This window comes from Pseudomonas fragi, from assembly GCF_002269505.1.
GTDB classification, from domain to species: Bacteria; Pseudomonadota; Gammaproteobacteria; order Pseudomonadales; family Pseudomonadaceae; genus Aquipseudomonas; species Aquipseudomonas fragi_D.
In genome coordinates this window covers 23773-49149 of record NZ_NQKQ01000010.1, presented here as the reverse complement: position 1 = coordinate 49149, position 25377 = coordinate 23773, and the positions used below count along the sequence as shown (strand labels likewise).

Genomic DNA, 25377 nt, shown 5'->3' with positions numbered 1-25377 from the left:
CGTACAGGGCCGTCAAGGCATTGTAATTTCGTGTAAAGATCCCCGGCGATCCCGTAGCAGCTAGAGCGGCAAGGTGATTGCCACGCTCAAGCCGCCTCCCGGCAGGTTGCTCGCCTTGATGCTGCCGCCGTGCATTTCCACCGCCCTGGAAGCAATCGCCAGACCCAGGCCAAAACCACTACCCACCTCGCTGGTACCGCGTTCGAACGGGTCGAAGATCCGCTGCAAGCGGGACTCCTCGACACCCGGCCCCTGATCGCTGATCCGTACCGTCAGGCAATGACCCGCCGGGCTGGCTTCGGCCACCACCAGCACCGAACTGTGCGCACGGGTATGGCGCACGGCATTGCGGATCACGTTCTCAAAACAGCGATACAACAACTCGCCGCTGACCCGGCTGACAAAGGACGGGCACCCCTGCAAGATGACCCGGCAGCCCTTGATGCCCGCTTCGAACTGCGCGTCTTCGACTATCAAGTGCAGCAACTCGATAATGTCCACCGACTCGCGCTCGATGCTGTCGGGGCGACCTTGTACACGCGCCAGGGTCAGCAGGGCTTCAATCAGGGTGTCCATGCGCTGCGATTCGCGCTCGATACGTTCGACCATATCGGCACGGGCCGGGTTTTGATGCAACAACCCGATGGCTGCCTGCATGCGCGTCAGGGGCGAACGCAATTCATGGGAGATGTCATGCAACAAGTGTTGCTGGGCATCAACCAGCAGCTTGAGCTGGTTGGCCATACGGTCGCAGTCTTCGGCCAGGTCGACAATTTCATCACGCCGCGCGCCCATAAACGGCTTTACCCGGGTTTCGAATCGGCCTTGGGCCACATCACTCATCGCCCGGCGCAAATAAGCCAGCGGCCAGGCCAGATAAAAAGCCATAAAGCTGCTGAACAGCGCGCTCATCACGGTGCCGATAAGCAATGGCATCAGCCCCGGCCCGCCTTCCCCGCCGCCACCATTGCCAGGTACTCGCGTCGACCTGAGCGACAGAGTGAGACCTTCCTTGCTGATCACCGTACGCTCGAACACCGGGCGCACAATCGGCAACCCGGCCAGCAGTTGCCCGCCACTGTCATACACCGCAATGGCCTCGTCATCGGGGTGGTGCCACACCTGCAGCAACTGCTTGCCAGCCTCGACACCGAACTGGCGCAGCAACTGCTCCTCGCTTTCAAGGATGGTATCCAGGTGCGGATTGCCAGGGCCCTGGCGACTCAAGGTGATAATGCCGATACCGACAAAAAACGTCAGGCTGGTAGCCAGCCAGAAGGCCAGGAACAATTTCCAGAACAGTCGGCTGGGTTTCATCATTCTGCGATCAACAGATAGCCGAGCCCGCGCACGCTCTGGATCCACGCTTTGGCATCCGGCCGTGGGCCAAGCTTCTGGCGGATGCTGCTGATATGTACATCAATGCGTCGATCGTAACGGGTCAACGGGCAACCCAGGGCATTGAGTGACAAGTCCTGCTTGCTCACCACTTGCCCGGCACTGCGGGCCAGCTCTTCGAGCAGGCTGAACTCGGTGCTGGTCACTCCCAACTCCCGGCCCTGCCACAGCGCCTGGCGCTTGCCGGGCCACAGCACCAGCGGGCCGGTCTTGATCACCTCGGTAGTGGCCTGATCCACCGGCTGCACCCGGCGCATGATGGCGCGCAAGCGCGCCACCAGCTCCCCCGGCGAACTGGGTTTGGGCACATAGTCATCGGCGCCCAGCTCCAGGCCGGTGATGCGGTCGATGTTGTCCCCGCGGGCGGTGAGCAGCACCACCGGCACCTGGCTGCGGGCACGAATGCGCCGCAGCACTTCAATCCCGGAAAGCCGAGGCAGCATCACATCCAGCACCACAATGCTGTATTGCCCGGACAGCGCCTGCACCTCGCCCTCCTCGCCGGTATGCACCGCTGTCGCTTCAAAGCCTTCGCGCTCCAGATACTCACTGAGCAAACCGGTCAGTTCCTGGTCATCGTCGACGAGCAATACACGGATCATGGCGAACTCTTGAAGGGGGGATCTACCCATTATCGTCCTTGCGGCCCGCAGCGTCATTGCCTGCGGCCAACCTTTACCTAACTTGACACTCGGTTAACCGCACCATACGCCCCGAGCTTTTATGCTGGACCTCCACCAGCCTGCTTGTGCTGTTTGTCGATGTGTCCTGGATAAATGATCTACATGAATTTTGCGCGCCTGCTCTGCTCGGTTGCACTGCTGCTCAATGCCTCTGCGGCCCACGCCCAGGGTTTCAAGATTGCCGATATCCGCATCAACGGCCTGCAGCGGGTGTCCGCCGCCAGCGTGTTCGGCGCCCTGCCTTTGAACGTCGGCGAACAGGTCTATGACCAGCAACTGGTGGAGTCCACACGCGCACTGTTCAAGACCGGTTTCTTTCAGGACATCCAGCTGGGCCGCGACGGCGACGTCCTGGTGATAACCGTAGTCGAGCGGCCGTCCATCGCCAGTATCGACATTGAAGGCAACAAGGCCATCTCCAGCGATGACCTGATGAAAGGCCTCAAGCAATCCGGGCTGGCTGAAGGCGAAGTGTTCCAGCGCGCCACGCTCGAAGGTGTGCGCAATGAGCTGCTGCGCCAGTATGTGGCGCAAGGGCGTTACTCGGCCGCGGTCGACGCCGAGGTGGTTGCCCAACCGCGCAACCGCGTCGGCCTCAAGATCAAGATCGACGAAGGCGAAGTGGCCGCGATCAAGCATATCAATGTGGTGGGCAATAGTGTTTTCGACCAGGCCGAGCTGGACGATCAGTTCACCCTCAAAACCACCAACTGGCTGTCGTTCTTCAAGAACGATGACAAATATGCCCGTGAAAAACTGTCCGGTGATCTGGAGCGTTTGCGCTCGTACTACATGGACCGTGGCTATATCAATATGGAAATCGTGTCGACCCAGGTGTCGATCAGCCCGGACAAGAAACAGGTCTTCATTACCGTCAATATCAGTGAAGGCACCAAATTCACCGTGCGCGATATCAAGCTGCGCGGCGACCTGAAAGTGCCCGAAGAGCAGATCAGCGCCTTGCTGCTGGTACAAAAGGGGCAGGTATTTTCCCGCAAACTTATGACCACGACTTCGGACCTGATCAGCCGTCGCCTGGGCAACGAAGGCTATACCTTTGCCAACGTCAATGCGGTGCCGACCCCGAGCAAGGACGGCAATACGGTCGACATCGAATTCGTGGTCGACCCGGGCAAGCGCGCCTACGCCAACCGCATCAACTTTCGCGGCAACACCAAGACCGAAGATCAGGTACTGCGCCGCGAAATGCGTCAGATGGAAGGCGGCTGGGCGTCCACCTACCTGATCGACCAGTCCAAGACGCGGCTTGAGCGCCTGGGCTACTTCAAGGAAGTCAGCGTGGAGACACCGGCGGTGGCGGGTGTCGATGACCAGGTTGACGTCAACTACAGCGTTGAAGAGCAGTCTTCCGGCTCGATCACTGCCAGTGTCGGTTTTGCCCAGAGCGCCGGCCTGATCCTTGGCGGTTCGATCACCCAGAACAACTTCCTGGGCACGGGCAACTCGGCCAGCCTGGGCCTGACCCGCTCCGAGTACCAGAGCAAATACAACATCGGCTTCACCGACCCGTACTTCACCAAGGACGGCGTAAGCCTGGGCTACAACGCCTTTTACAACAAAACCGACTACAACGATTACTACGACGATGGCGTGTCGTACTACTCGATCAACAGTTATGGCGCCGGCGCCACACTGGGCTACCCGATCAATGAGACCTCACGGATCAGTTTTGGCCTGACGGCGCAGCATGACAGCATTGAACCCGGCACCTACAGTGCCGACGAGATCTATGATTTTATCGACCGTGAAGGCAAGGAGTTCACCAATTTCAAGGCCAACCTGGGCTGGTCTGAGTCGACCCTGAACAAGGGCATCCTGGCGACCCGCGGCTACTCGCAAAACCTCAACCTGATGGTCACGGTACCCGGCAGCGACTTGAGCTTCTACAAGATCGACTACACCGGCCAGACCTTCCTGCCGGTGAGCGCATCGACCTCGTTGCGCTTTCATACCAAGCTTGGGTACGGCAATGGCTATGGCTCCACCGATGGCCTGCCGTTCTATGAAAACTACACTGCAGGCGGCGAAGGTACGGTGCGCGGCTTTGAAAGCGGCACCCTGGGCCCGCGTAACACCCCGGCCACCGGCACCTACTCCAGCGCCGGGCAAGCGTATTACTCCGACCGTGACACCGAGGCGCTGGGCGGCAACATCATGATCACCGGAGGAGTCGAATACCTGTTCCCGATGCCCTTTATCAAGGACAACAAATCCCTGCGCACTTCGCTGTTCTGGGATGTCGGCAGCGTGTACTCGGACAAGTGCTACCTGAGCACCACCACCGGCTGCGACGGCGTGGACCTCAGCCAGATGGCCAGCTCCGTAGGTGTCGGCGTCACCTGGTACAGTCCGATGGGCCCGCTGAGCGTCAACCTCGCGCTGCCGATCCGCAAACCTGATGACGCTGAAACACAGGTGTTCCAGTTCTCCATGGGGCAGACGTTTTAAAAGCGCGGAATCTTTAACCTGTCAGTAGCTGCAGAGGAACTGCAACTTGTAGGAGTGAGCCTGCTCGCGAACGGCCTTCGCGAGCAGGCTCGCTCCCACGTGGCGCTTGCTTGACCGTCGACAGCAGCTGGGGCTTTTACGCCCCTTCAAACTTGAAGGCCGGTGTGACCTGAAAGCGGCTTGAGACCTCTCCGGAGTAAAGGGTGCTTTGGTCCGGGCCCAGGTCCAGCTTTTTGACCGCACCTGTGGCTCTGGAGAAGTCGATCTTGTTCAAGTCCACCCAAAAGGTGTTTGGCGTGATCGCCGACTCGAAAAAGTACAGCCCCTGCTTGTGGTCGATCACCGAGCGCCAGCGTGTCGAGGAAATGTTCGGCTCACCGGGGGTGGTAATGCCGTACGGCACCGAGACGTTGCGGATTACGCTGAATACACTGGCCAGTGACAAGCGTGCATCCTGGTTTTTCGGCACTGCATTGACGTAAAACGAGGCACGGGCAAAACGGTCCGCCGAGCGATTGGTGCCGGGTAACATCACCGTCCCGCCGATGGCTTGCCAGTAGGCGTTCATGGCCAGCTGCGCATCGAACGCCGGGGAGTTGGTCATCACCTGATAGCTGCGGTCGTGGTGGATCACCTGCTTGCCATCAATAAACTCAATGATGGCGCTGTCTCCCGAGGCATCGGACATCGACAGGTGCAAGGTTGCCAGTCGGCTTTCACCCGGCACATTGGCCGTGACCACGGTAAAGGGCTCAGTCCTGAGCACAGCCACCGCTTCAGACACGCTGCTGAAATTATCCAGCACATACTGGGCCCAGGCGGCAATGCTCAGCCCCGGTTTGCCCTGGTTGACCGGTGGGTACTCGGACTCGACCAGCCACAGCAGGTTGGCCGACAACCCCGCCTCGTTGACCCCGTCGGTGGTGGAAATATCATAGCCGCTGGCGATCACACTGCCGTACTTTGACGTCCACTTGAGCGACCCCGGCCCCACTTCGCCGGTGCGTTGCATGCCCTGGGGGAAGATCCACAGGTTGGTGGCCACGTCGGTTTTCCAGTCCATGGATCGCGCGGTGATCACCCGGTCGTTGTCCCCCAGATACACCAGACGGGTGCAGGCATTGGCAACCGGCAATGCGAGCATAAAGCCTGCCAGTGCCAGCGTCAGAGTGCGGGTGTGTTTGAGCAGTAGCATTGCCTTGTCTCCTCGGTGCTTGTCAGAAGCGCATGGACAGGCCCAGTACCGGGCCGCGCTGGGTCACGTCGTACTTGAACGTGTTGCCGGTAAAGTCGGTAGTTCGATAGTTCTGCGCCAGTACCCGATAGCCGACGCGGATGATCGTGGGGTGATCGGCCAGGTACAAGCGATAGCCCAGATAGCCTTGAGCGTTCCAGGTTTTCTTCGAGGAGGTATCCAGCCCGCCGGTGTCGGTTTCACCGGACAGGGTCCAGCGGTCTGTCAGGTCTGCGTGCATGCGCAGGCCTATGAAGGGGTCGCTCCACTCGGTTTTTTTCTTGGTGCTGAACCCCAGCGAATCGATATGCAGCTTGGTGGACAGCTTGGTCCAGCGTACCCCCGCTGTGGGTTCGATACGCCAGGCCCGTGGCTCACCAAAAATTGTCTCGCCACCCAACTCATATTCATAGGCCCGGTAATACGCGCCCACGGCCAGGGTGCTCTGGGTGATCGCCAGTCCCAGCTTGCGTCCATAGACCCTTTCGGACTGATCGGTTTTGGCGTGGACGCCGTCGACATAAAACCCCAGTGTGCGGTTGGTCAATTCCAGATTGCCCATAAACACTGAGCTCAGGTTCTCCCAGACATCCGCAAACGGCACATCGACCTTGGTATTGACCCCGCCAAGCGCGGCCTGCCCGCTCATGGACGGCGCCCAGACAAAGGGGCTGGCCAGCACTAGCCATTGTGAGTCCGCAGGCTGATCAGCATGTGCCATCTGCACGAACAGCAACAGCGGCAAAGCCGTTGCAGCTCTATTGAACATTGTATTTTTCATCGCCCTGACTGACCGACATCTGATTTGATCAGTAGGTATAGCAGTTCCCACCTGAAAACTTTCTGTCAGGCATCGTCATTGTTGCGATCAAAAAACCTTGCATGGTTTTTTACATAAACCAGCGATATTCCCGGGCACTGATTTCCTGCATAAAGGCCAGATGATCCTGGCGCTTGTTCTCGCAGTACACATCGACAAACTCGGCGCCCAGGCCTTCACGCAACTGTGGCTGGTGCTGCATGGCCCGCACCGCTTCGAGCATGTCCAGAGGGAAGGCAATGCCGCTGTTGCGGTCTTCGTTCAGTGGCAGGATCGGTTCTTTGCCCGCATCAAGACCGTGTTCAAGGCCAACCAGAATCGCCGCCAGCACTAGATACGGGTTGGCATCGGCCCCCGCCAGGCGATATTCAACGCGCAGGTTGTTGGCGTCCGACTCGGGAATGCGCAAGCACGCGTCGCGGTCTTCATACCCCCAGCTGGCCTGGGTGGCGATATTGGTCGTTCCGCCCAGGCGGCGAAAGGCGTTGTGGTTAGGCGCAAAAACCGGCATGCACGCTGGCAGTAATTCCAGGCAACCGGCAATGGCGTGACGCAAGGGTTGCTGCTGGCGAGCCGCCAACAGGTTGTTGCCTGCCCCATCGTACAAGCTGACATGCACATGCATGCCGCTGCCCGGATGTTGCAGGTAGGGCTTGGCCATAAAGCTGGCGCGATAGCCATGCTTGAGCGCCACGCCACGAGTGCTGCGGCAGAACAGGGCCGCCCAGTCCGCAGCACGCAAACCGTCATCAAGATGACCGAAATTGATTTCGAACTGCCCCGGCCCCAGCTCGGCCGTAATCACGGTTGCATCGATGCCCTGGGCCTGCGCCGCGTCGACCATTTCATCCAGCACCGGCGCGAAGCGCGACAGGCGCTCGATATGCATATTGGGCTGGTCATCAGGATCGTCGCTCAAGGGGTCACGGGGGAACTGTGGCAAACCATCACGCAAGTGCCGGTCGAACAGGTAGAACTCCAGCTCAAACGCCACCACCGGGTGAATGCCTTTGCGCGCCAGGCGTGCCAGCACCTGGGCCAGGACTTCGCGGGGCTCGAAAACAATCGGCTGGTCGGTGCCGTCCGAAGTGATCAGCATCTGGCCCAACGGCTGGCCTTCCCAGGTCACCGGCTTGAGCGTGCCGGGCACCAGGCGCCGCACGGCATCCGGGTCACCATCGTTGAAGCAGTAATCACCAATCTTGAACAGCCCGCCCTGTACCCCCAGCAGCACGCAGTTCTGCGGTAATTTGAGAACACTGCCGGCCGCGACTTTTTCGAGCATGTCGATGGGGTAGCGTTTGCCGTAGAAATGCCCGGGGATGTCCAGGGAAATCAGATCGACATAACGCACCTCAGGGTGGTGCTGGCGAAAGGCACGTACTTCGGCCAGCAGATCAGAGCAGGCAGCATCCATCTTCAAGGTTCCTTTATTTATTGTTGTCAGGTGTAAACCCACAGCACGCGGGTGAGCTGCTGTGTCAGGTTGGCGTAGCGACAGCGCGTATGGCTGTCGAACTGAAAGCTGTCCCCGGCATTGAGGGTCGCGGGCTCATTGTCGTCACCCAGCCACAGGGTCAACTGGCCCTCGATCACGTAGCCACCCTGCTCCGAACTGTCGGTCATGGGTCGCTCACCGCTGCTGGCCCCGGCTTCCAGCAGGCTTTCGAGCATGGAGAAGGACGCACGGATTTTCGGCGAGACCAGGATGTCGGTAATCCCGTTGCCCAGGTACAAGGTGCGGCGCTCGTCCGGGCGGGTCACCCAGGGCAACTGCTTGGGCTTGGGCAGGCTGTAGAAATAGGTGGTGGGCACGCCCAGGGTTTCGCTGATCGCGGTCAGATCGGCCACTGTCGGCTGAGAGAGGCCGCGCTCGACCTGGGACAAAAAACCCACTGAACGGCCGATCTTGTCGGCCAGTTCTTTGAGGGTGTACTTCTTGTGTTTGCGCAGGTCATGGATAAGGAGTGCCAACGCGGCCATCTCTTCTTGCTTGTTCATTCCCGGCCGCCATGAAATTTAAATCATTTAATTTCATGAAAAAATACAGACTAAATTTCACCAACGCAAGTCATCCCGACACAGGGGAGTTTTGTTCAATACGCCTGCGCGCGCGCCCCATAACCTCAAGGCTCAACCTTGAAGTGGAGAACAATTACGATGAGCCTGTTGATTTCGATGGCGGCGTTTGCCCTGGCAGCCTCCATTTCGCCGGGGCCGGTGAATGTGGTGGCCCTGAGTTCGGGCATGCAGTTCGGCCTGGGCCCCAGCCTGCGCCATGTGCTGGGAGCTACCGTCGGGTTTGTAGTGTTGCTGCTGTTTACCGGTTTCGGCCTGCATGAGGTGCTTAAGCAGTGGCCCGTTCTCACCGATCTGATCCGCTGGGCCGGTATGGCTTTTTTGCTGTATCTGGCCTGGAAACTGGCGATGGACAACGGCCGCATCGAGTTCGGCGGCGACACCCGGCAGCCGTCGTTTCTCACCGGTGCAGCCATGCAATGGCTCAACCCCAAGGCCTGGCTGGCCGCAGTCGCAGGCATGGGTGCTTTTGTCTCCGGGGGTGAAGCCACACTGATCTGGGCATTTGCCCTGATCTACTTTGTGATCTGCTACCTGTCGGTGGCCTGCTGGGCCTACACCGGCGCGTTTTTGAGCCGCTACCTGCACAGCGCAAGGCGCATCCGCCTGTTCAATCGCGGTATGGCGGCCATGCTGGCGGGCTGCGCGGTGTCCTTGCTGTGGTTTTAAGCCTTGTATTGGCCGGGCGTGGCCGCGAGGTGCTTTTTAAACACCCGCTGGAAATGCGCCTGATCGGCAAAGCCGGTTTGCTGTGCGATATCGGCAATCAACGCACCCTCGCGCAACTGCGCCTGGGCATGCTGGATGCGCCGATTGATCAGATAGGCGTGGGGCGTCATATGGTATCGCTGCTCGAAAGCACGGATCAGGTAAGCCTCTGACAGGCTGGCGGCCTCGCAGATATCCTGCAGGCGAATCGTGCGCAAAAAGTGCTCGTCGATATATTCACCGGCGCGCTCCACCCGCGCATTGGCGGGCTTGCGCAACGTGACCGAACCACCCAGCTCCTGCTGCATCGCCGAAAAAAACTTGATCGCAGCTTCGTGCCTGGCCAGCACTTCAAGATCAGGATCGATCAGTTGCGCATACAGCCCGGTCAGCCCGTTGAACAGTGCGTGCGATTGGGTGTAAGTGGCCGCAATCGGCTGGAACAGCCCGCCAGCATCCTCATCAAACCCCTGTTGAATGCCCGCCAGCCATTGGGCATCGACATACAGCATCACATAAGACCACTGCTGGTCCTCGACCGGATTACAGGCGTGAACATCACCGGGGTTCATCAACACCACCGTGCCAGCGCTGATCCTGTGGCTGGTTTTTTCATGCAGGTAATTGCAGCAACCGGAGGTGATCGCACCGATTGAGAAGATCTCGTGAGAGTGCCGGGCATAACAGACCTTGCGGCCATCGGCGATGGAGCGCGCCTCGATAAAGGGCAACTGCGCATCCCGCCAGAACCTCGGAGTTGCGCAGTGTGATGGCGAGCTTGCAGGCATGGGATCGGGACCGTGATGGGCAGGTGTCTGGTTGCCAGACTAGCACTATCACCGATCGCCCGTAGTCGCTGAGGAGCGCAGCGAGGCTGCGATCGAGCGCGAAGCGGTCGCATATCCGGCAACTGCGGTGTGTCAGAACGAACGAGCAGCCCAGGTTTACGACTGCTTCGCAGCCGATCGCAGCCTCGTGCCTCGTCAGCGACTACAACTGGATCACATCGCTGTAAGGCGTCTGCAAATCACGCTCGGGGATTTCCCAGATCACCAGTTTGGGCGGTGTCTGTTTGAATGCAGGGTTGCTGAAATAGCCATTGGCACCACCGGAGAACTCGCCACCGTCCTTGGAAAAGTCACCTATGGGTGCGCCAAGGGCCTGTTGCACAAACCCGGCAAAGTTGGAGTTGCGCGAGAACGATGTGCCGATCAGGGCAACGTTGGGCAGGTTGTCATCGCCAAACAGATCATCCAGATTGTCAGCATCGCTTTGGGATGAATCGGTTTTTTCACTGAACTGGCTGGCCGCCACCGATTCCGCTGCGGGTTGCAACCCCACTGGCAGCCACTCAAGACCGGCCAGTCGCACCAGGTCTCCCGGGCGCCGCGCCGGGTCTTGCAGCGCAGCTTCATAAGCCTTGTGCGGCGTGGCGCTGATCCCCATTGCCTGTACCTGCACGGCGATGGCCTTGGCTGCCGCCGAGGCCCCCGCTTCACTCCAGTGGGTATCAGTGCGCAGATAGGCATCGCTGCCCACAGAGTGCAGAACCGGGGCGAGATCCACAGCGCTCACCCCGGCTTTGTTCAACCCCTCAACCCAGGCTTCGGCGCGATGTTGCAACTGCACCGGGCGGCGTAAATCACACAGTTGCGCACCGGCAATCCGGCTTTTGTCCGGGACCACGACCACCAGCAAGCGGATACCGCGCCCGGCCAACTGCTGCTGGATGTCGCGTACCGCTGCTGCCTTGGCTTGAGCATTAACCTGTGCATGACGGTTGATGCGCATTTCATCGGTCAAGAACAGCCAGCCCGCACACCCCGGACGCACTCGGGCGCCGGTATCGTGCAGGGCCAGCCAGCTTGCCGCGCGCTCAAGATCCGCCGCTGTTTGTGGCACTGCAGCCGCGGACAATTGCCTGGCAAGCCTGTGTGTTACCTCGCCATGCAGCACTTCGTCGGGGGTCAGGTCAGGCGCCAGCATTGGCACCTTGGTACTGAACAACAGCCAGAGCGACGAGGCAAAACTGACAGCCAGAAAACCGGCAAATATCGCGCCGCCCAATTTGCTGACACGGGCGGTGAATTCAGACGGTACAACCGGTTGGGGCGATGATGAGGACATGGGCGCGACCATCAGAACTGGAAGTACAGGAAGGGCACTGCTTCGCGGCTCGCGATCAACGCAAACGAAAGCATGAAACCCGCCACCGGCCACAAGGCCGCCATCGGCGCAAACCAGGCACGGGCAGCAAAGCGCTGTTCATAACGGCTTTTGAACAACGGTGCGATGATGCACACCACACCCAGCAATGCTGCCAGACCGTGCGCCGAGCGCAGGGTCACGGCCAGCGCGTCGCCCAGGGCAACATCGTGCAAGCCCAGCTGGCCGGCGTACATATTCATGGCAGCGGCAAAATCCGGCGCGCGGAACAGGGTCCAGGCCATAAACACAAACAGCAACGTCAACGTGTGCGACAACCATGACGGGATGCGCGGCAGGCTGGAGCGCGACCACAACCGGTCCACACACAGCGCAACACCGTGAGCCGCGCCCCACAGCAGGTAGTTCCAGCTGTCGCCGCCATGCCACAGCCCCGCGATGGCCATGGTCAGGAACAGGTTGCGATAGGTCTTCCAGGCACCGTTGCGGTTACCGCCCAGGGCGATATACAGGTAGTCGCGCAACCAGCTGGACAAGGACATGTGCCAACGCCGCCAAAAATCCTGAATACTGCTGGCCAGGTACGGCTGGTTGAAGTTTTCCGGGAAATGAAAGCCCAGCATCAAGCCAAGGCCGATGGCCATGGCGCTGTAACCGGCGAAGTCGAAAAACAATTGCAGCGAGTAGGCCAGGCAACCGATCCAGGCATCGACAAAAGAGGGATTGTCGAGGTGAAAGGCCACATCCACCAACGGCGACAGCGTATCTGCCACCAGCACTTTCATGCACATGCCGATCATGAAACGGCGTGCACCCAGAGAGAAATTCTGCCAGTCGAAATAACGTTTGGTGAGCTCGCGACGCACCCAGTCATAGCGGATGATCGGCCCCGCAATCGAGTGGCCGAACATCGAAATATAAGTGGCGTAATTGATAAAGCTGCGCTCCACCGGCACGGTGTGGCGGTGCACATCCACCAGATAGGAAATTGCCTGCAGCACGATAAACGACAGCCCCGCGGGCAGCGCCACCCGCTGCCACTCCAGCGGCATCGCCCCCGGATACGTGATCCAGTCAATCCAGGTCGCGGCCAGGATATTGGCGTACTTGTACCAGCACAGCACCGCCGTGTTGAACACGATCAGCGCGATCAACAGCCGCACACGGCCCCTGGCGTCCTCGCGGCTGCGATCGATCAGCAACCCGCCCACCCAGGCCACGATGGTCAGCGCCACATGCAACGCGAGGAACATCGGGTTCAGCCAGCCATAGAACAACCAGCTGCCGAGCAACAGAATGACGTTACGCCACTGCGGCTTGCCCAGGGCGTAAACCAGCATGAAGGCCGGCAAGAACAGCGTCAGGAACTCGAGTGAGGCGAAGACCATGGCAGCGGTGCAATCCGATCAGTGGGACAGAGTATCCGTGGTGCTCAACAGGCGTGGCCCGCTGGCAGAAGGCACCAGCAACACGCTGTAGCGCTCGCCCGCCTTGAGCATGCCCAGATCCAGCGGCGCCCCCACGTTGGCGTTGGCGCACACCAGTTGCACCGACAGATTCACCGGGTTGATCGAACGTCGCTGCAGGCTGGCAACCGGGACTGCCTTGAACAGATCGCCCGTACGCCCGGCGGGCCGCAGGCTGGCATCGCTGCACGATTTATCAACATTGACGAACGCCAGTGAAGCCTTGAGGCCGTTGAAGTCATCCGGTTTTTCGCGCACCGCGACTTGCTCGACGCCATCACCTTGCGGCACCACCACAATGGTCGCAAACTCACCCGGCTCGACCTTAAGGTCGAGTGCCAGTGTGTGCCCGCCGCCGACCAGCGAACCCTTGATCGCGCTGCTCGCATCCACCGGGAACAACAATGATGCCGGTGCTGCGGTTTCAAGGCGCAGTGGCGGTTGCCCCGCCTGGCCAATCACCTCCACAGGGGCGGTGGTGGCGTTGACGAAGCGGATAAAGGCGGCGTCCTGATCAGGGCCTGTCGGGTACAGGGCAAAGTCGGCAGCCAGCGCATGCGCGCTGCAAAACAACACTGCCACACCCAAGACAGGCCGGATCATTTGTTTGCTCCCTTGGCACTGACTGCTTCAGGGGGCAGCTTGCCCAAGGCATCACCGATGGCGTTGGCCCAGGATTTGTAACCCGCCACAGTAAAATGCTGGCCGTCAGTGGTCACCCACTGCCCCGGCTTGGAAAACTCCAGCGAATCGATGTAAGTACAAGGCGCAACATTGGTCGCCAGGAACGCAGATATCAGCTTGGTGCGGGCATCGTTCTTCTTGTACATGCCGCCCTCCTTGCCCCACGCCGGACCTACCCAGGCGCACTTGGCGCCATTGGCGGTAATTTCCTTGGCCAGAGCAGACACGTTTTGCCACGCCCACGCCTTGGGAAACACCGGCTTGTCGTAAGAGGCCATAGTGTCTGCAATCACCAGCACCACCAGATCCGGTTTATCCGCTGCAAGCAAATCCTTGATCGGCGTAGTGGTCGCGTCACGGCCCTTGATCACAATTTTACCGTTACCCTTTTCTTCGGCTCCACAATCGACTTTTTTGGTAATCAACCAATCGCCGGCACTGGCACCGCACGCGCCAATCGAGTGCACATTTGCGCCCTGCTGGGTCAGGTTGGCGTGCAGCGGCTCCATCAAACAGTTAGGCAGGCTCATGTGGCTTTCCCTTAGAACAAGAAGGGTCATACCGGCAAGAACGGAAGAAGGCATTTAAAGTCTCCAGGACATCAATTGGAATAAGGCGAACTGTATGGGCTGACCGGCAGCTCCATAGGGCCATTCATATTTTCAAACATATAGCGCAGGTACATCGCCCCAGTGATTTGCTGGTAGTCCTGAGCATTGTCCAGACCCAGATTGGCCCCCAGGAAAACGCTCGAGCCGAACTTGTACTCACCGGCAGCGGCCAGGCTATAACCGACGCCAGTTTTGCTCTCGCTGGCGTAGCGCTGGTCGTTGGCGGCCTGCATGTCCTTGTCACCCGGGAAGTAGTCGGCGCCGGCCTGATGGGTGTACTGAACCCCCACCGAGCCCTTGACCTGGTAGCTGAAGCGATCGGTGCGCTGCGACCAGGCCACCGGCACGCCCAGGGCAAAGTAGCTTTGCGGGCTGAAGTAGCCGCCGTGGCCATAGGTGAAGAAGTTCTGGTTGTTCTCAAAACTCATGCCGGTAGCGCTCAGACCCAGGGTCAGCTTGCTGTCCTCGGTGTTTTGCAAATACCAATACACGCCACCGCCCAGTTCGGCACGGCTGTTGGATTCGACGTTGTGGCCCAGCAGCTTGTGCCAGGCGCCGTAGCCATAGGCGCCGACAGCCTGGTCGTCATAGCTCAGCTGGCCACGGCCGCCGTTAGCCGTAACACCACCCCACGACTGCCCGGTGCGCTCATCGGTGGTACCGGCGAATGACGTTACGCTGTCGATCACCGGACGGCGCGAAACATTGACGCCATAGCGCACATTGGAATTGCTGGCGAGCGGGCGATCGACACTCACGCCACCGGCCACGGTGCTGTATTGAAAGCCGATTGGCGTGGTACCGAGGTCGGCCTTGATGCCTTCATCCGGGCGAGCGTAGCCAACGCTCACACCCACACCACTCTCACGCTGGGCACCAATCCCCTCGGTTGACTCTTTGCCACTGCCAAAGCGTTCGGCGGCATAAACACCCACCCTCCCCGCATTCAGGGACACCGGCGTCACTCGTACGGCGATACGGTTGTCACCCGCCGGAAAGTTAATTTCCAGCGGTGTTTCGATATCGGTCATTTTGCCCAGGCCAGGCTCACTGTCATTGCTGCGAATGGTCACGCCCTGGGTCACATAGGCACTGCGTTCCTGGAGGATGCTGTCCAACGCGCGCTGCGCAGAGCTGGCTTGGTCCACTGCTACATTGACCGTACCCTGGGCTAAAAATGGATTAGCCCCGGCCCCGGCGGAACGCCCTACGGGCAAGGTTCCACTGCCTGTTCTGGCGGTTGCCATGCGCGGCGGGGTTTGCCCCGGATAGACATCGCGGGCCAACAGCGCATTGTCGTCTGCCCTATAAGCGCTCGAATCGAGCGTGGCTTGGGCGGGCGCGGGAATCGCATCGATGGCCCCACGGCCAAATTGACCGGCCGGGCCCGACAAGCCGGCGAACGGGTTCGGCGCAACGCCAGTAACACCGGCCTGAGCCGTCAGGCTGCGTTTTTTCTCGCTCTGTTCGATGTCCACGGCCTTGCGCAACAGGTGCGTGGCCTGAGCGCTCTTACCCATGCTGCGGTAGATTCGTGCCGCTTCGGTCAAGGACTGCGGATCGTAGTTTTGCAGCTTCACAAACTGCTCAAGCGCACGCTCGGCGTAACCGTTATCACGGGCCAGAACTGCGGCGTCCGCTGCATTGAGCAGCATCTGCGGGTCATTGGGCTGACGTTGCAGCAAGGGTTTGTACAGCTCGAACGCCTTGGCGTTATCACCGCTGCTGACGTACATCCGCGCCAGCGCTGATATTGCCCCGGCATCCCCGGGGCGTGACGCCAACGCCGGTGCCAGAGTGTCATAAGCGCCTGCAAGGTCACCGCCTTCACGCAGCAAATCGGCCTGACGGATACGGTACTGGTAAAGCAGATCGTCGAAACGCTTACGTGTGGCAACACTCATCTGCTGGTTTTGCAGGCCGCGCAGGATCGAATTGACCTGGGCGTCATTATCCGTTTTGAGCAGCAGATTGGCGTACTGCAACATCAGGTCGGCGGAAGGTGTCGGTGTCTGGTTGATCACATCGCGCATCATGGTCAACGCCCGTGTGGAATCTCCGGTGTCCACATAAGCAGAGGCCAGCGTTGCCATACGATCCGGGCTGCGACTCGCCATGGGTTGCAACCGGTCGAGCAGCGCCAGGGCTTCCTGACGCTGGCCACGCTTGGCCATGGTGGCAGCGAGCTTGACCTGCACCGTCAGCGTAATCTGATCCGCCAAATCGTTCATGTCTGCGGTGCGACGACCCACTGGAATCCGGCTTATGGCAGCCTGGGCAGCCTCCCACTGCTCCATTTCCACCGAAAGCAGAGCACTGGTATAGAGGGCGTCAACGTCTGTCGGATGGGCTTTGAGGTAGCTGTCGATCAGATCCCGGGCTTTTTGCGGCTCACCGGTTTTCAGGTAAAGGCGGGCGAGATCAAAACGGGTCCAGACGTTGTCCGGATCATCCTTGACGGCTTGCACCAAGGCTTGTTGTGCGCCACGGGTATCGCCACGCTGCTCGGCCAATGCCGCAGCCTGTGTGGAACGCAGCGCACGCAGTCGACCGCCACCGCCCATTTCGGCTTGCTGAGCCGGGGTCAGGGTATCGAGCAAACGCAAGGCCTCATCGGCCTGCCCCGCTTGCGACAGAACATTGACCAGGCCTTGTACGGCCTGGGCATTGTCCTTCTGCACACTCAGCACCTGACGGTAACTGGCTTGAGCCTCATCGAGCTGACCGTTCTGGGCCTGAATATCCGCGAGGGCCAAACGGGCCTCGATGCCCCTGGGGTTCACTCGCATGGCCTGGGCAATACTTTCCCGGGCCTTGGCGGGTTGGCTCTTGGCCTGGTTACGCGCCTGTTGCAGCAAAGCCCAGTAGCGCACGTTATCCAGTGCCGGCTTCCAGCGCGTGCCGCCGTTGCCGATAGCGCGGTTGAGAAGCTGTTCGGCTTCGCTCAGACGGTTCTGTTGCTGGCGCACCACACCGAGCCCACCCAATGCATCAGGATCATTGGCCTGGTTTTTCAGGCGTGCGGCAAAGGCTTGCTCGGCACCTGCCGGATCACCTTTTTCCAGCGCTTTGAGCCCACGCTCGACCAGCGGGTCCGGTTGCCAGGCCGGTACACGGTCTGCAGTGCTGGCTTTCGATTTGCCTTTGTTCAGCAGATCACGAATTTCCTGATCATCCGGATGAGCCTTTAAAAAGGCTTCGAACAACGGCACCTGGGCAGCATTCGGCGGGCCGGACCAGACCAGCGCCAGACGCCAGCTCTCATCAGCGTCACCGCCGATATCGGGCCGGGTCGATAACTTGGCCAGAGTACGGATACCTTCGGGGCGAGTGTCTTCGTAACGAATCAGTTGCTTGGCTAGAAACAGCGCCAGAATCGAGTCGTTGGGCGTCTCGCGCAGCAAGCGCTCCATGCCTTTTCGCGCTTCTGGCCAACCTGCAGGATTGAACGCCAGGTTGTTGTAATACTCACGTCCCACCGTGCCCGACGGTGTGCGACCGGCAAACAGTTTGGCAAACACCTTGGTCGCCTGATCACGCTGGTCGCTATCGACCAGGCGTCGGGCCTCATCCAGCAGTGCTTTGTTCTGCGTATCCGTCAGGGCAATATCCTGCTCCAGCTGCGCCGCCAGCCACGGTCGGGGCGACAGGGCCTGCAAGCGCGCCAGGTATTGCCTGGCTTGCTCGGGCTTGTTCTGTTTGAGGCTGGCAAAGCCCATACCATAAAGGGCATCCACTTGATTGGGGTCCAGGCGCAAGACTTTTTCCCAGGCCTCGGCCGCCCGTTGCGCGTTAGCGCGACCTTGCCAGTACTGGCCCTGTTCGACCAGCCGCGCTTGCACGTCGCTGGTATCGGCGTGGACGCCTGTGCCGATTAGTGCGGTTAGAATCCCGATGGCTAGTGCGTGGCGGTGCGGACGCATGACGTCTCCCAAGACAGTTTGAGTGTTCCGTCATCACGAAACTGAAAGCGGTTTTCGGCCCAGCCGAGTGCGAACAGGCTAAGCATGAAGTTGTAATACAAAGGCTCGGTACGTTCGCCATCGGCCTGCGCCAGCACCTTCGTCAGGGCTAGCTCTGTACGACGCTGCTGGGCTTGGGCAAGCCAGGGCTGGCCTTTGGCCTGGAAGTAGGGAATCAGCGCGGCGGAGAAGCCGAACGGCCCCTGCCCCTCAAGCGTGCCGCTCAGGACCTGAACCTTTTCCGGTGGAATGCCGGTGGAAGCCGTGCTATTCGCCATGCCCTCCAGTCGCGCCAGCAACGGTGCTGCCAGCACATCGGATTTGGGCGTCATGCCTGCCCACAGGTAAACGCGAATCGCGTCGTAACTGCCCAGTTCGCCATTGACCGGATCCACCACAAACAGACCGCTGTTCGGCCCGGTGGCACGATAGCCGATCCAGTCGGCAACATAGCCTTTGGGGCTGGAAGCCTTGACCATTTTCACGGTGTTTTCGGCAATTTCTTTCCACGGCCCGGCCGGTGCCTGCATGGCCAGCCGCCGCAGCAACGGCAGCGGCAGATAACTGGGATTCAAGCGCCACAGATGATCGGGCTGCACGAAGCCTTGAGGCCCGGGCAACACCATTTTGCCCAGGCCGGGCAGGCTCACGACCAGTTGGCTCTGTATATTTTCAAGCAGCTGCAAGGCTGCCTCGCGGTAGTCCGGGCGCTGCCACAGACGTGCCGCTTCGAGCAACGAATAGGCAATCCACAAGTCCGAGTCGGACGCCGAATTGGCGTCCTGCAATTGCCACGTACCGTCCTTGCCCTGCCCCCACAACCAGCCTGGCAGACGCTTGCTTACGTCGGCGCCAGCCATATTGGCCAGGGTCCATTGCCACAACTTGTCAAAGCGCGCCTGATCATTGCCGATCAACGCAAATAACATCCCGTAGGACTGACCTTCGGAAGAACTCTGATTGAGCTGCGGGCTGGACTCCAGCATACGGCCGTCAGCCTGAACAAAGCGCGAAGCGTAGGTTTGCCACAGCGGCCAGTCGACATTTTCGCACCTGGTGTCCCTGGCCATTGCGGGGGTCAGGGCGATACCTGCCAGAGCGCCCGCCAACCACAGCAGCGCCCGATGCAGGCGCCGCGGTGGGGGATTAAAACGTTTGATCACGAAGAGCCCCATGAGCCGTCAGTTACCTAGCCGTTTGTTGGCGCGTGCGCGCAATGCCAGATAAGCCAGACCACTGAGCAAAATCACCCCCAGACCGGTCAGTACCAGGGACAGGACCACATGGCGCGACATCAACCATTGCAGGTACTTGATAGGCCCCAGGCTGCCAACGTAGTACTGCTCGTCCGCCACCAGAGGCTCGATGTTTTTACCGCGTACCACCACCAGACTGCCCTGGATCGAATGGGTGTAATCCTCACCCCCGATCAGTGCATTTGTGGCATCGGCCAGACCTTGCGGTTGACCACTGGCGATAACCACAACACTGCGCCCTTTTTTAAGCGGCGACTCGAAACCGGTCAGGTAAGTGCTGCGCGCGCCACCGGAAAACGCCATCGCCAACCGCGTCTTGCGAATATTGGCTTCAGGATCGGGGCTAAACCAATCACGTAGCCGCATCGGCAAGTCAGATAAATGGAAGCTCTGCTGGCCTTCGCCATCGGTAGCGGGCAGACGATCGGCCCAATGTGTCAGCAAAGGCTGGTTGGCATCGGACGCCAGCACCAGCAAGTCCTTGTCCGCAGCCCCCGCCACCTGATCCGCCTGAATCACCTGTACGCCAGTAGCCGGATAACCGGTGGACTGACCAAATCGGCCGAGCAGTGTCAGGTAGGCATTCAGATCAGCAACCCCGGCATCATCCGGCAACACCACGGCGGTTTGCGACAGGTCAGCCAGACGGGTAAACGGGAAGCCGGAATCCTTGAACACGCCCAGGTTGGGCATGGCGATAAAATGGTCGTAACCGCTCAAATCAAGGGTCGACTCGGGATCAATCGCACCGCGCATATTGTCAATGATGATGTCGTTACATTGGCCCTGCTTGATGTAATCGAACATATAGCGCAACTGCAGGCGGGACTGCAGGGCCACCGAGTTCAGGGGCAGCAACACATTGGTTTCGCGGTCAAGGCTGTCGTCTGACTTCAGTGCTCTGAGCACATTGCTGTCGAGCCTGTCCCGGGACAGCAGGTTCTGGGACTGAATCAGCGCGTCGTTAAAACTGATAATGAACGACGAATTGTAAGACTTCTCTTGGGGCGTATAGCGGTATTTAAGATTCAGCGGCGCGCCTTCGTTACGCCAGGTAAACAGATCCGGCGGGAAATTCAGCGGCACAGTGATGTCACCCGGGCTGTAGCCGGACACCGCCAGTTGCTTGGCCTGCATCAACTCACCAATCTTTACCGGGCGATCACTGGGTAACCAGTTCGGCGCGTCATAGGGCTTGCGGGGCTGCACCACGTGCAATCGATCGATCACCACGCTGCTGCCCGACAAGGCCTGGCTGCCCAGTACCAAAGCCGTTGCGGCACTCTTGAGTTCGGCACCGTCGCGACCGCTGACCACCAGCAGCTTGGCATTGACGTCATTCGGATTGGTCATCAAGGTCAGGGTCGGGCCCTTCGCTGGCGGCAGACTAAGACTGCCAATCTGCAGCGCATCCGGACCACTGATCAATACCACCGCACTGCCGCTGGCGGGAATCTGGTTGTAACTCGAGGAAAACCGTGCACCGCGATAACTGGCTTGGGCGCCAAACCACGACGACAGTGCACCGGCTGCTTCGAGCGTGGCGTTGTCAGGCGCGTTGACGAACACAAACGGCAAATCCAGGGCCCGGGCATCGCGACGGTCGAAAAATGGCAACGGCAAGATGGACAGATCATTGGGTAAACCCAAGGGCGACACATCAATGCTCAAACTGGTGGCGTTGCTGATCTTGGCCCACAAGCTGGTGTGCTGCGGATCTTCGCAACTCATGGTGTAGTGCCCGATAAACTGCAGGCTGAGACGGTTGAACTCGGTAATCAGGTGCGCCGGTATGTCGACGACATGCTGTTGCAGTTGCCCGGCTTTGTCTTTGGGCAACGGCAGGCTTGCCGCCACCTCATCGTTGATTATGACGTTGATTTGCGACAGCTCTTCCAGCAATGCCGGCGAGTAGGTGTACTGCAAGTTCAACTTGGCACCCGTCACGATCGAGTCGGCCCGCACATCGAAGTTGACACTGTCGCTCGATTCCACGCCACGCAGGTTCATCGGGTAATTGCGGCCCAATTGTTTGAGGGTCACGGTGTAATTATTGCTACCGGTTGCAGCAACGGCTGGAGCGCTCTCGGCGCAGGCAGCGCCGCTGCTCAAAGCCAGCAAGGCACACGCAATGCGTGCCAGGGCACGACGCGGATCGCGCAAATTGGCGAAGACTGAAGACGTTGAATTCATCACTTATCCTGGATGTTTTCTAGCTTTGATGGGGCGACGCGGCGACGGCGCAGCAAGCTGCGCACTTCCATGAGCGAAGCTTTAAAGAGTTCGTGGATACCGCGAAAACCAATACGGCTGACTTCGCGCAGGGCCACCAGCGGGGTATCGACCTGCCCGCTACCCCAGGTCGATGCCCAGGTGTCGGCACGGGAAAAGGTGAGACGTACCAGATCACTTTGCTGGCGCAGGGTCAGGGCATCAAATTGAACGCCGAGCAATTCACCGCGACTGAATACAATCACAGCCGGGAACAGACTCAGGTGCTGGCTGCGCAACAGCGAAATCTGCACCTGCTCGCCTTGAGGTACGCTGACGCCCTGCGGCAAGCGCAAGCCCATGCCTTTTTGCGAAAAGTCCTGGGTGACGCCGTCTATCACACTGCCATCGGCACGGGTCAGGCGTACCGGCAATGTGGCCGCAACCCGCGGTTCGGCACGAACCTGCCGGGTTTCACTGGCCACAGCCACGGCGGCACTGGTGATGATCACGTTGTAGAGCGTCCACAACAGGTTGATCAACAGCGTGGTCGTGGCGTCCTCCTCACCCATTGCCAGCCGCGCGATCCCGTACGCCATCCCTGCCATGTTGAGAGTCAGCAGCACGATGTATGGTCGAGCGAGCTTCCAGTCGAAATACTTCTCGTCAATGATCCCGCCCTTGTCGGTCACGTTGAAACCACCGAACTTGGGGTTGACCAGCGCCACCAGCACCGGGGCCATGATGTACCAGGCCAGCACGGTCTCGTAGACCTCGTTCCAGAACGAATGCCGGTATTGCCCCTGAATGCTGGAGTTGGTAAGGCTGGCATGAAAGATATGCGGTAATGCATAGGCGGTAATCATCAGGCCCGAGGCATGAAAGATTTGCGCATCAAAAAACAGAAAAGCCAGCGGCGCCGTCAAAAACACCAAGCGCGGCAAACCATAGAAAAAATGCAGCATGGCGTTGAGATAGCACAGGCGCTGGCCCAGATTCAGGCCCTTGCCGAACAGCGGATTGTCGGTGCGGAAAATCTGCGCCATACCCCGCGCCCAGCGGATACGCTGGCTAATGTGGCGTGAAAGGCTTTCCGTGGCCAGACCCGCTGCCTGCGGTATCGCCAGATAAGCAGTGTTGTAGCCGGCGCGATTGAGCTTAAGCGCAGTGTGGGCATCTTCGGTCACGGTTTCTACCGCTACCCCGCCCACTTCCATCAGCGGCTTGCGCCGGATCACAGCACAGGAGCCACAGAAAAACGTGGCGTTCCACAAATCATTGCCGTCCTGCACCAGGCCATAGAACAACTCACCTTCGTTAGGTACCGAACGGAAGGTATCGAGGTTCTTTTCAAACGGGTCCGGCGAAAAGAAAAAGTGCGGCGTTTGCAACATCGCCAGCTTGGGGTCTTTGAGGAACCAGCCAATGCTCACTTGCAGGAAAGAGCGGGTCGGCACGTGGTCGGCATCGAAAAATGCCACGAACTCGCCACTGGTGACCTGCAATGCTTCGTTGAGGTTGCCGGCCTTGGCATGACGGTTGTTGTCACGGGTGATGTAGTTGACGTTGATCTGCTCGCAGAACTCGCGAAAGTCTTCGCGGCGACCGTCATCGAGCACATGCACGCGCAGCTTGTCCTGTGGCCAGTCAATTGCCTGAGCGGCAAAGATGGTCAGCTTCACGATATCGAGCGTCTCGTTGTATGACGGGATAAACACGTCAACCACTGGCCATTCGCTCGGCGGGCCCTTGAGCAATACCGGCTGGCGCCGCAGCGGCCAGGCCGTTTGCAGGTAGCCGAACACCAGCACCACCAGGGCATAGATTTCAGCCAGCACCAGGCCATAACCGAACGCCATGTCGACCCAGTCATCGAACCCAAGGGTTTCGGTCAGGCGCCAGTACATATAGCGTAACGAGGCGGTGAGTGACAGGCCGATCATGATCAGGATAGTCAGCCGTCCGGGGATCCTGCGTAGCACCAAGGCGGCACTAAAGCAGCCGATGGCAAAGATGCACTGCGCATAGAATTCGAACGGTACGGTAATGATCAACAGGCCCAAAAGCCCGCAAAACACTGTGGTACCGGCAAGCAGCGCGCGGCGTGCCGCAGCCGGCCATTGATCAAGATGATCTGACAACGACTGGGCCCAACGCTGAAACCGGCTTTGCGCAACCTGGGGGGCGCTGTTTGACTCGCTCATGGGGCTGATTTCTCGGCCACACCGGGGCTCTGCAAAGCGGCTTTAAGGTGTTCGCCAAGCAATAAAACCCCCTCACCGCCTGCAGACCGGGCTGGCACGGCCAACGGGTTGCGGCCGTAAGCCAGGGCCTCGCCGAAACCGTGATCCTGCACTACCACCCCCAACAACTGAGCGCCCAGGCGGCGCTTGAGCACTTCGAGCATGTCGCGGGAGAACTCCCGGTCGGGCTCAAACTGATTGACCACATAGCTGCGCGCAACCTCGGCACCCAGCAGGCGGTCGGTATGTTCCAGGGCAATAAAGCTGGCCGCATCGGCAGCAGTGACTACCAGTACCTGATCGGCCACGTCCAGCGCCTGCTGCAGATACGCCGAGCAGCCGCTGGGGGTATCGATAATCACCAGATCATGAACACCCAGCTCCATGCGCTCCAGTTGGCGGGCCAGCCAGTGACGATCCTGGCTCATTTCGCGCTCCAGGGTGCAGCGCTGCTCATCATTCAACAGGCCGTAGGGCAGCACTTGTACATCGTTGTATCCCTGCTGCAGATGGCTGCCCCAGTCGGTACTGCCCATGCCAGTCACGCCGGATTCAACGCCGAGGTGATGGTGCAGGGCATTTTGTGGATCAAGGTCGATGGCCAGGGTCTTGCCGCCCTCCAGGCGCATGCTGCTGGCCAGGCCGGCGGCCAACGTAGTCTTGCCAACCCCGCCCTTGGCCGAGACCAGCGCGACGACACGGGCCTTGCACTGCGGTGCGCGCAACTGTGCCTGCAAAGCCTGAGTTTCAGCCTGACGGGCAAGGGCCACTTCGGCGAGCAAATTACGCAGCGGGGTGGCTACGTCGGCAGTGCTCATCAGCGGTGCCTGTTCTTCGGTTTTCGCCAATACCACGCACACTGGCGCAACCGGTGGCAGAGCAGCGAGTACCGGGGCCGGGACTTCTTCAGTCACAGAGGCTTTAACTTGGGCTGGCGGTGTATTGGGGTATTCGAACTGACTGTCGAACTCGTGATAACTGTCCGAAGTGGCGCCGAACCTGCTGAACAAATTCGATATGTCGTCTGTACGACTCATAAGTAGGTTCCTTCCGGACTGAGTATTCACGACGCATGGCCAGCAACAGGGCGTCAAAATAAGCCATCACAATGATATCGTCAATAAATTGAACAAGCTTGCATTAAGTTGATAATAACAAGGACAGATAACTGCGTTATTAGCCATTTTATTGACGAATTCAGCAATTTTTTATTTGGCGCTGCTCGCCTCGCCTTCAGCAAAACAACTCAATCCTTTGTAATCACCGAGTTTTTACGCGGCGCGGGAGAGTCCTGAGAATGTGCAGGTAACGCACATAAGAGATGCAGCGATCCGTTGGAGGACCGACAAAGAGCAATTTTCGCGCCATTATGAACAAATGTGAACCT

Annotated in this window: 18 protein-coding genes; 2 read left to right on the top strand and 16 right to left on the bottom strand. The window is 59.5% G+C overall.

What is annotated here, in order from left to right; translation table 11 throughout:
• Positions 1-60: 60 nt before the first annotated feature.
• Entirely contained in the window at positions 61-1320 is a 1260-nt protein-coding gene (locus CJU81_RS11080) for an ATP-binding protein (protein WP_095036627.1), read from the bottom strand.
• Complete coding sequence (locus CJU81_RS11075) at positions 1317-2000, bottom strand: response regulator transcription factor (protein ID WP_095036626.1); 684 nt, start codon at positions 1998-2000, stop codon at positions 1317-1319. The genes CJU81_RS11080 and CJU81_RS11075 overlap by 4 nt, the downstream gene beginning before the upstream one ends.
• 183 nt (positions 2001-2183) lie before the next feature.
• On the opposite strand from CJU81_RS11075, the gene bamA reads away from it, so the two are divergent.
• Positions 2184-4550 (top strand): outer membrane protein assembly factor BamA, encoded by a 2367-nt coding sequence (gene bamA / locus CJU81_RS11070; RefSeq protein WP_095036625.1) that lies wholly within the window; start codon positions 2184-2186, stop codon positions 4548-4550.
• A gap of 136 nt (positions 4551-4686) precedes the next feature.
• On the opposite strand, the gene CJU81_RS11065 is transcribed toward bamA, so the two are convergent.
• The 4 genes from CJU81_RS11065 to CJU81_RS11050 all read right to left on the bottom strand — a co-directional run bounded on the left by CJU81_RS11065 (position 4687) and on the right by CJU81_RS11050 (position 8605).
• Positions 4687-5745 (bottom strand): linear amide C-N hydrolase, encoded by a 1059-nt coding sequence (locus tag CJU81_RS11065; protein WP_095036624.1) that lies wholly within the window; start codon positions 5743-5745, stop codon positions 4687-4689.
• Between the two features lie 22 nt (positions 5746-5767).
• Positions 5768-6553, bottom strand: coding sequence for a hypothetical protein (locus CJU81_RS11060; protein ID WP_441007416.1), 786 nt, complete (start codon positions 6551-6553; stop codon positions 5768-5770).
• Between the two features lie 121 nt (positions 6554-6674).
• A complete protein-coding gene (locus CJU81_RS11055; protein ID WP_095036623.1) occupies positions 6675-8021 on the bottom strand; it encodes a glutamine synthetase family protein in 1347 nt (448 codons plus the stop codon).
• A gap of 26 nt (positions 8022-8047) precedes the next feature.
• Positions 8048-8605, bottom strand: coding sequence for a helix-turn-helix domain-containing protein (locus CJU81_RS11050; protein ID WP_095036622.1), 558 nt, complete (start codon positions 8603-8605; stop codon positions 8048-8050).
• Positions 8606-8764: 159 nt separating this feature from the next.
• On the opposite strand from CJU81_RS11050, the gene CJU81_RS11045 reads away from it, so the two are divergent.
• Positions 8765-9352 (top strand): LysE family translocator, encoded by a 588-nt coding sequence (locus CJU81_RS11045; RefSeq protein ID WP_095036621.1) that lies wholly within the window; start codon positions 8765-8767, stop codon positions 9350-9352.
• Here CJU81_RS11045 and CJU81_RS11040 read toward each other — a convergent pair.
• The 10 genes from CJU81_RS11040 to bcsQ all read right to left on the bottom strand — a co-directional run bounded on the left by CJU81_RS11040 (position 9349) and on the right by bcsQ (position 25027).
• Entirely contained in the window at positions 9349-10179 is an 831-nt protein-coding gene (locus CJU81_RS11040; protein ID WP_095036620.1) for an AraC family transcriptional regulator, read from the bottom strand. The genes CJU81_RS11045 and CJU81_RS11040 overlap by 4 nt on opposite strands.
• A 202-nt stretch (positions 10180-10381) precedes the next feature.
• Positions 10382-11518, bottom strand: a complete 1137-nt coding sequence (locus tag CJU81_RS11035) for an alginate O-acetyltransferase AlgX-related protein (protein WP_095036721.1) — start codon at positions 11516-11518, stop codon at positions 10382-10384.
• An 11-nt stretch (positions 11519-11529) separates the two neighbouring features.
• Positions 11530-12945: an MBOAT family O-acyltransferase gene (locus CJU81_RS11030; RefSeq protein ID WP_095036619.1), complete on the bottom strand. Its 1416-nt coding sequence runs from the start codon at positions 12943-12945 to the stop codon at positions 11530-11532.
• A gap of 18 nt (positions 12946-12963) precedes the next feature.
• Positions 12964-13626, bottom strand: coding sequence for an alginate O-acetyltransferase AlgF (locus tag CJU81_RS11025; RefSeq protein ID WP_095036618.1), 663 nt, complete (start codon positions 13624-13626; stop codon positions 12964-12966).
• Positions 13623-14291: an SGNH/GDSL hydrolase family protein gene (locus CJU81_RS11020; RefSeq protein ID WP_095036617.1), complete on the bottom strand. Its 669-nt coding sequence runs from the start codon at positions 14289-14291 to the stop codon at positions 13623-13625. The genes CJU81_RS11025 and CJU81_RS11020 overlap by 4 nt, the downstream gene beginning before the upstream one ends.
• Positions 14292-14308: 17 nt before the next feature.
• Complete coding sequence (locus tag CJU81_RS11015; RefSeq protein WP_095036616.1) at positions 14309-18241, bottom strand: cellulose biosynthesis protein BcsC; 3933 nt, start codon at positions 18239-18241, stop codon at positions 14309-14311.
• Positions 18217-19455, bottom strand: a complete 1239-nt coding sequence (bcsZ, locus tag CJU81_RS11010) for a cellulose synthase complex periplasmic endoglucanase BcsZ (protein ID WP_095036615.1) — start codon at positions 19453-19455, stop codon at positions 18217-18219. Before bcsZ ends, CJU81_RS11015 begins: the two co-directional genes overlap by 25 nt.
• Before the next feature lie 6 nt (positions 19456-19461).
• The gene (gene bcsB, locus CJU81_RS11005; protein ID WP_095036614.1) at positions 19462-21729 is read right to left on the bottom strand and encodes a cellulose biosynthesis cyclic di-GMP-binding regulatory protein BcsB; all 2268 of its coding nucleotides are present in this window, start codon (positions 21727-21729) and stop codon (positions 19462-19464) included.
• On the bottom strand, positions 21729-23951 hold the full coding sequence (bcsA, locus tag CJU81_RS11000; RefSeq protein WP_095036613.1) for a UDP-forming cellulose synthase catalytic subunit: 2223 nt from the start codon (positions 23949-23951) through the stop codon (positions 21729-21731). Before bcsA ends, bcsB begins: the two co-directional genes overlap by 1 nt.
• Entirely contained in the window at positions 23948-25027 is a 1080-nt protein-coding gene (bcsQ, locus tag CJU81_RS10995) for a cellulose biosynthesis protein BcsQ (protein ID WP_095036612.1), read from the bottom strand. The genes bcsA and bcsQ overlap by 4 nt, the downstream gene beginning before the upstream one ends.
• Between the last annotated feature and the right edge of the window lie 350 nt (positions 25028-25377).

Coding starts and splice junctions, on each gene's coding strand:
- CJU81_RS11065 (WP_095036624.1), bottom strand. CDS start 5,745: ATGCTACTGCTCAAACACACCCGCACTCTGACGCTGGCACTGGCAGGC.
- CJU81_RS11045 (WP_095036621.1), top strand. CDS start 8,765: ATGAGCCTGTTGATTTCGATGGCGGCGTTTGCCCTGGCAGCCTCCATT.
- CJU81_RS11030 (WP_095036619.1), bottom strand. CDS start 12,945: ATGGTCTTCGCCTCACTCGAGTTCCTGACGCTGTTCTTGCCGGCCTTC.
- CJU81_RS11060 (WP_441007416.1), bottom strand. CDS start 6,553: ATGTTCAATAGAGCTGCAACGGCTTTGCCGCTGTTGCTGTTCGTGCAG.
- CJU81_RS11080 (WP_095036627.1), bottom strand. CDS start 1,320: ATGATGAAACCCAGCCGACTGTTCTGGAAATTGTTCCTGGCCTTCTGG.
- bamA (WP_095036625.1), top strand. CDS start 2,184: ATGAATTTTGCGCGCCTGCTCTGCTCGGTTGCACTGCTGCTCAATGCC.
- CJU81_RS11050 (WP_095036622.1), bottom strand. CDS start 8,605: ATGAACAAGCAAGAAGAGATGGCCGCGTTGGCACTCCTTATCCATGAC.
- bcsB (WP_095036614.1), bottom strand. CDS start 21,729: ATGAATTCAACGTCTTCAGTCTTCGCCAATTTGCGCGATCCGCGTCGT.
- bcsZ (WP_095036615.1), bottom strand. CDS start 19,455: ATGGGGCTCTTCGTGATCAAACGTTTTAATCCCCCACCGCGGCGCCTG.
- CJU81_RS11075 (WP_095036626.1), bottom strand. CDS start 2,000: ATGATCCGTGTATTGCTCGTCGACGATGACCAGGAACTGACCGGTTTG.
- CJU81_RS11020 (WP_095036617.1), bottom strand. CDS start 14,291: ATGCCTTCTTCCGTTCTTGCCGGTATGACCCTTCTTGTTCTAAGGGAA.
- bcsA (WP_095036613.1), bottom strand. CDS start 23,951: ATGAGCGAGTCAAACAGCGCCCCCCAGGTTGCGCAAAGCCGGTTTCAG.
- bcsQ (WP_095036612.1), bottom strand. CDS start 25,027: ATGAGTCGTACAGACGACATATCGAATTTGTTCAGCAGGTTCGGCGCC.
- CJU81_RS11040 (WP_095036620.1), bottom strand. CDS start 10,179: ATGCCTGCAAGCTCGCCATCACACTGCGCAACTCCGAGGTTCTGGCGG.
- CJU81_RS11035 (WP_095036721.1), bottom strand. CDS start 11,518: ATGTCCTCATCATCGCCCCAACCGGTTGTACCGTCTGAATTCACCGCC.
- CJU81_RS11015 (WP_095036616.1), bottom strand. CDS start 18,241: ATGCGTCCGCACCGCCACGCACTAGCCATCGGGATTCTAACCGCACTA.
- CJU81_RS11025 (WP_095036618.1), bottom strand. CDS start 13,626: ATGATCCGGCCTGTCTTGGGTGTGGCAGTGTTGTTTTGCAGCGCGCAT.
- CJU81_RS11055 (WP_095036623.1), bottom strand. CDS start 8,021: ATGGATGCTGCCTGCTCTGATCTGCTGGCCGAAGTACGTGCCTTTCGC.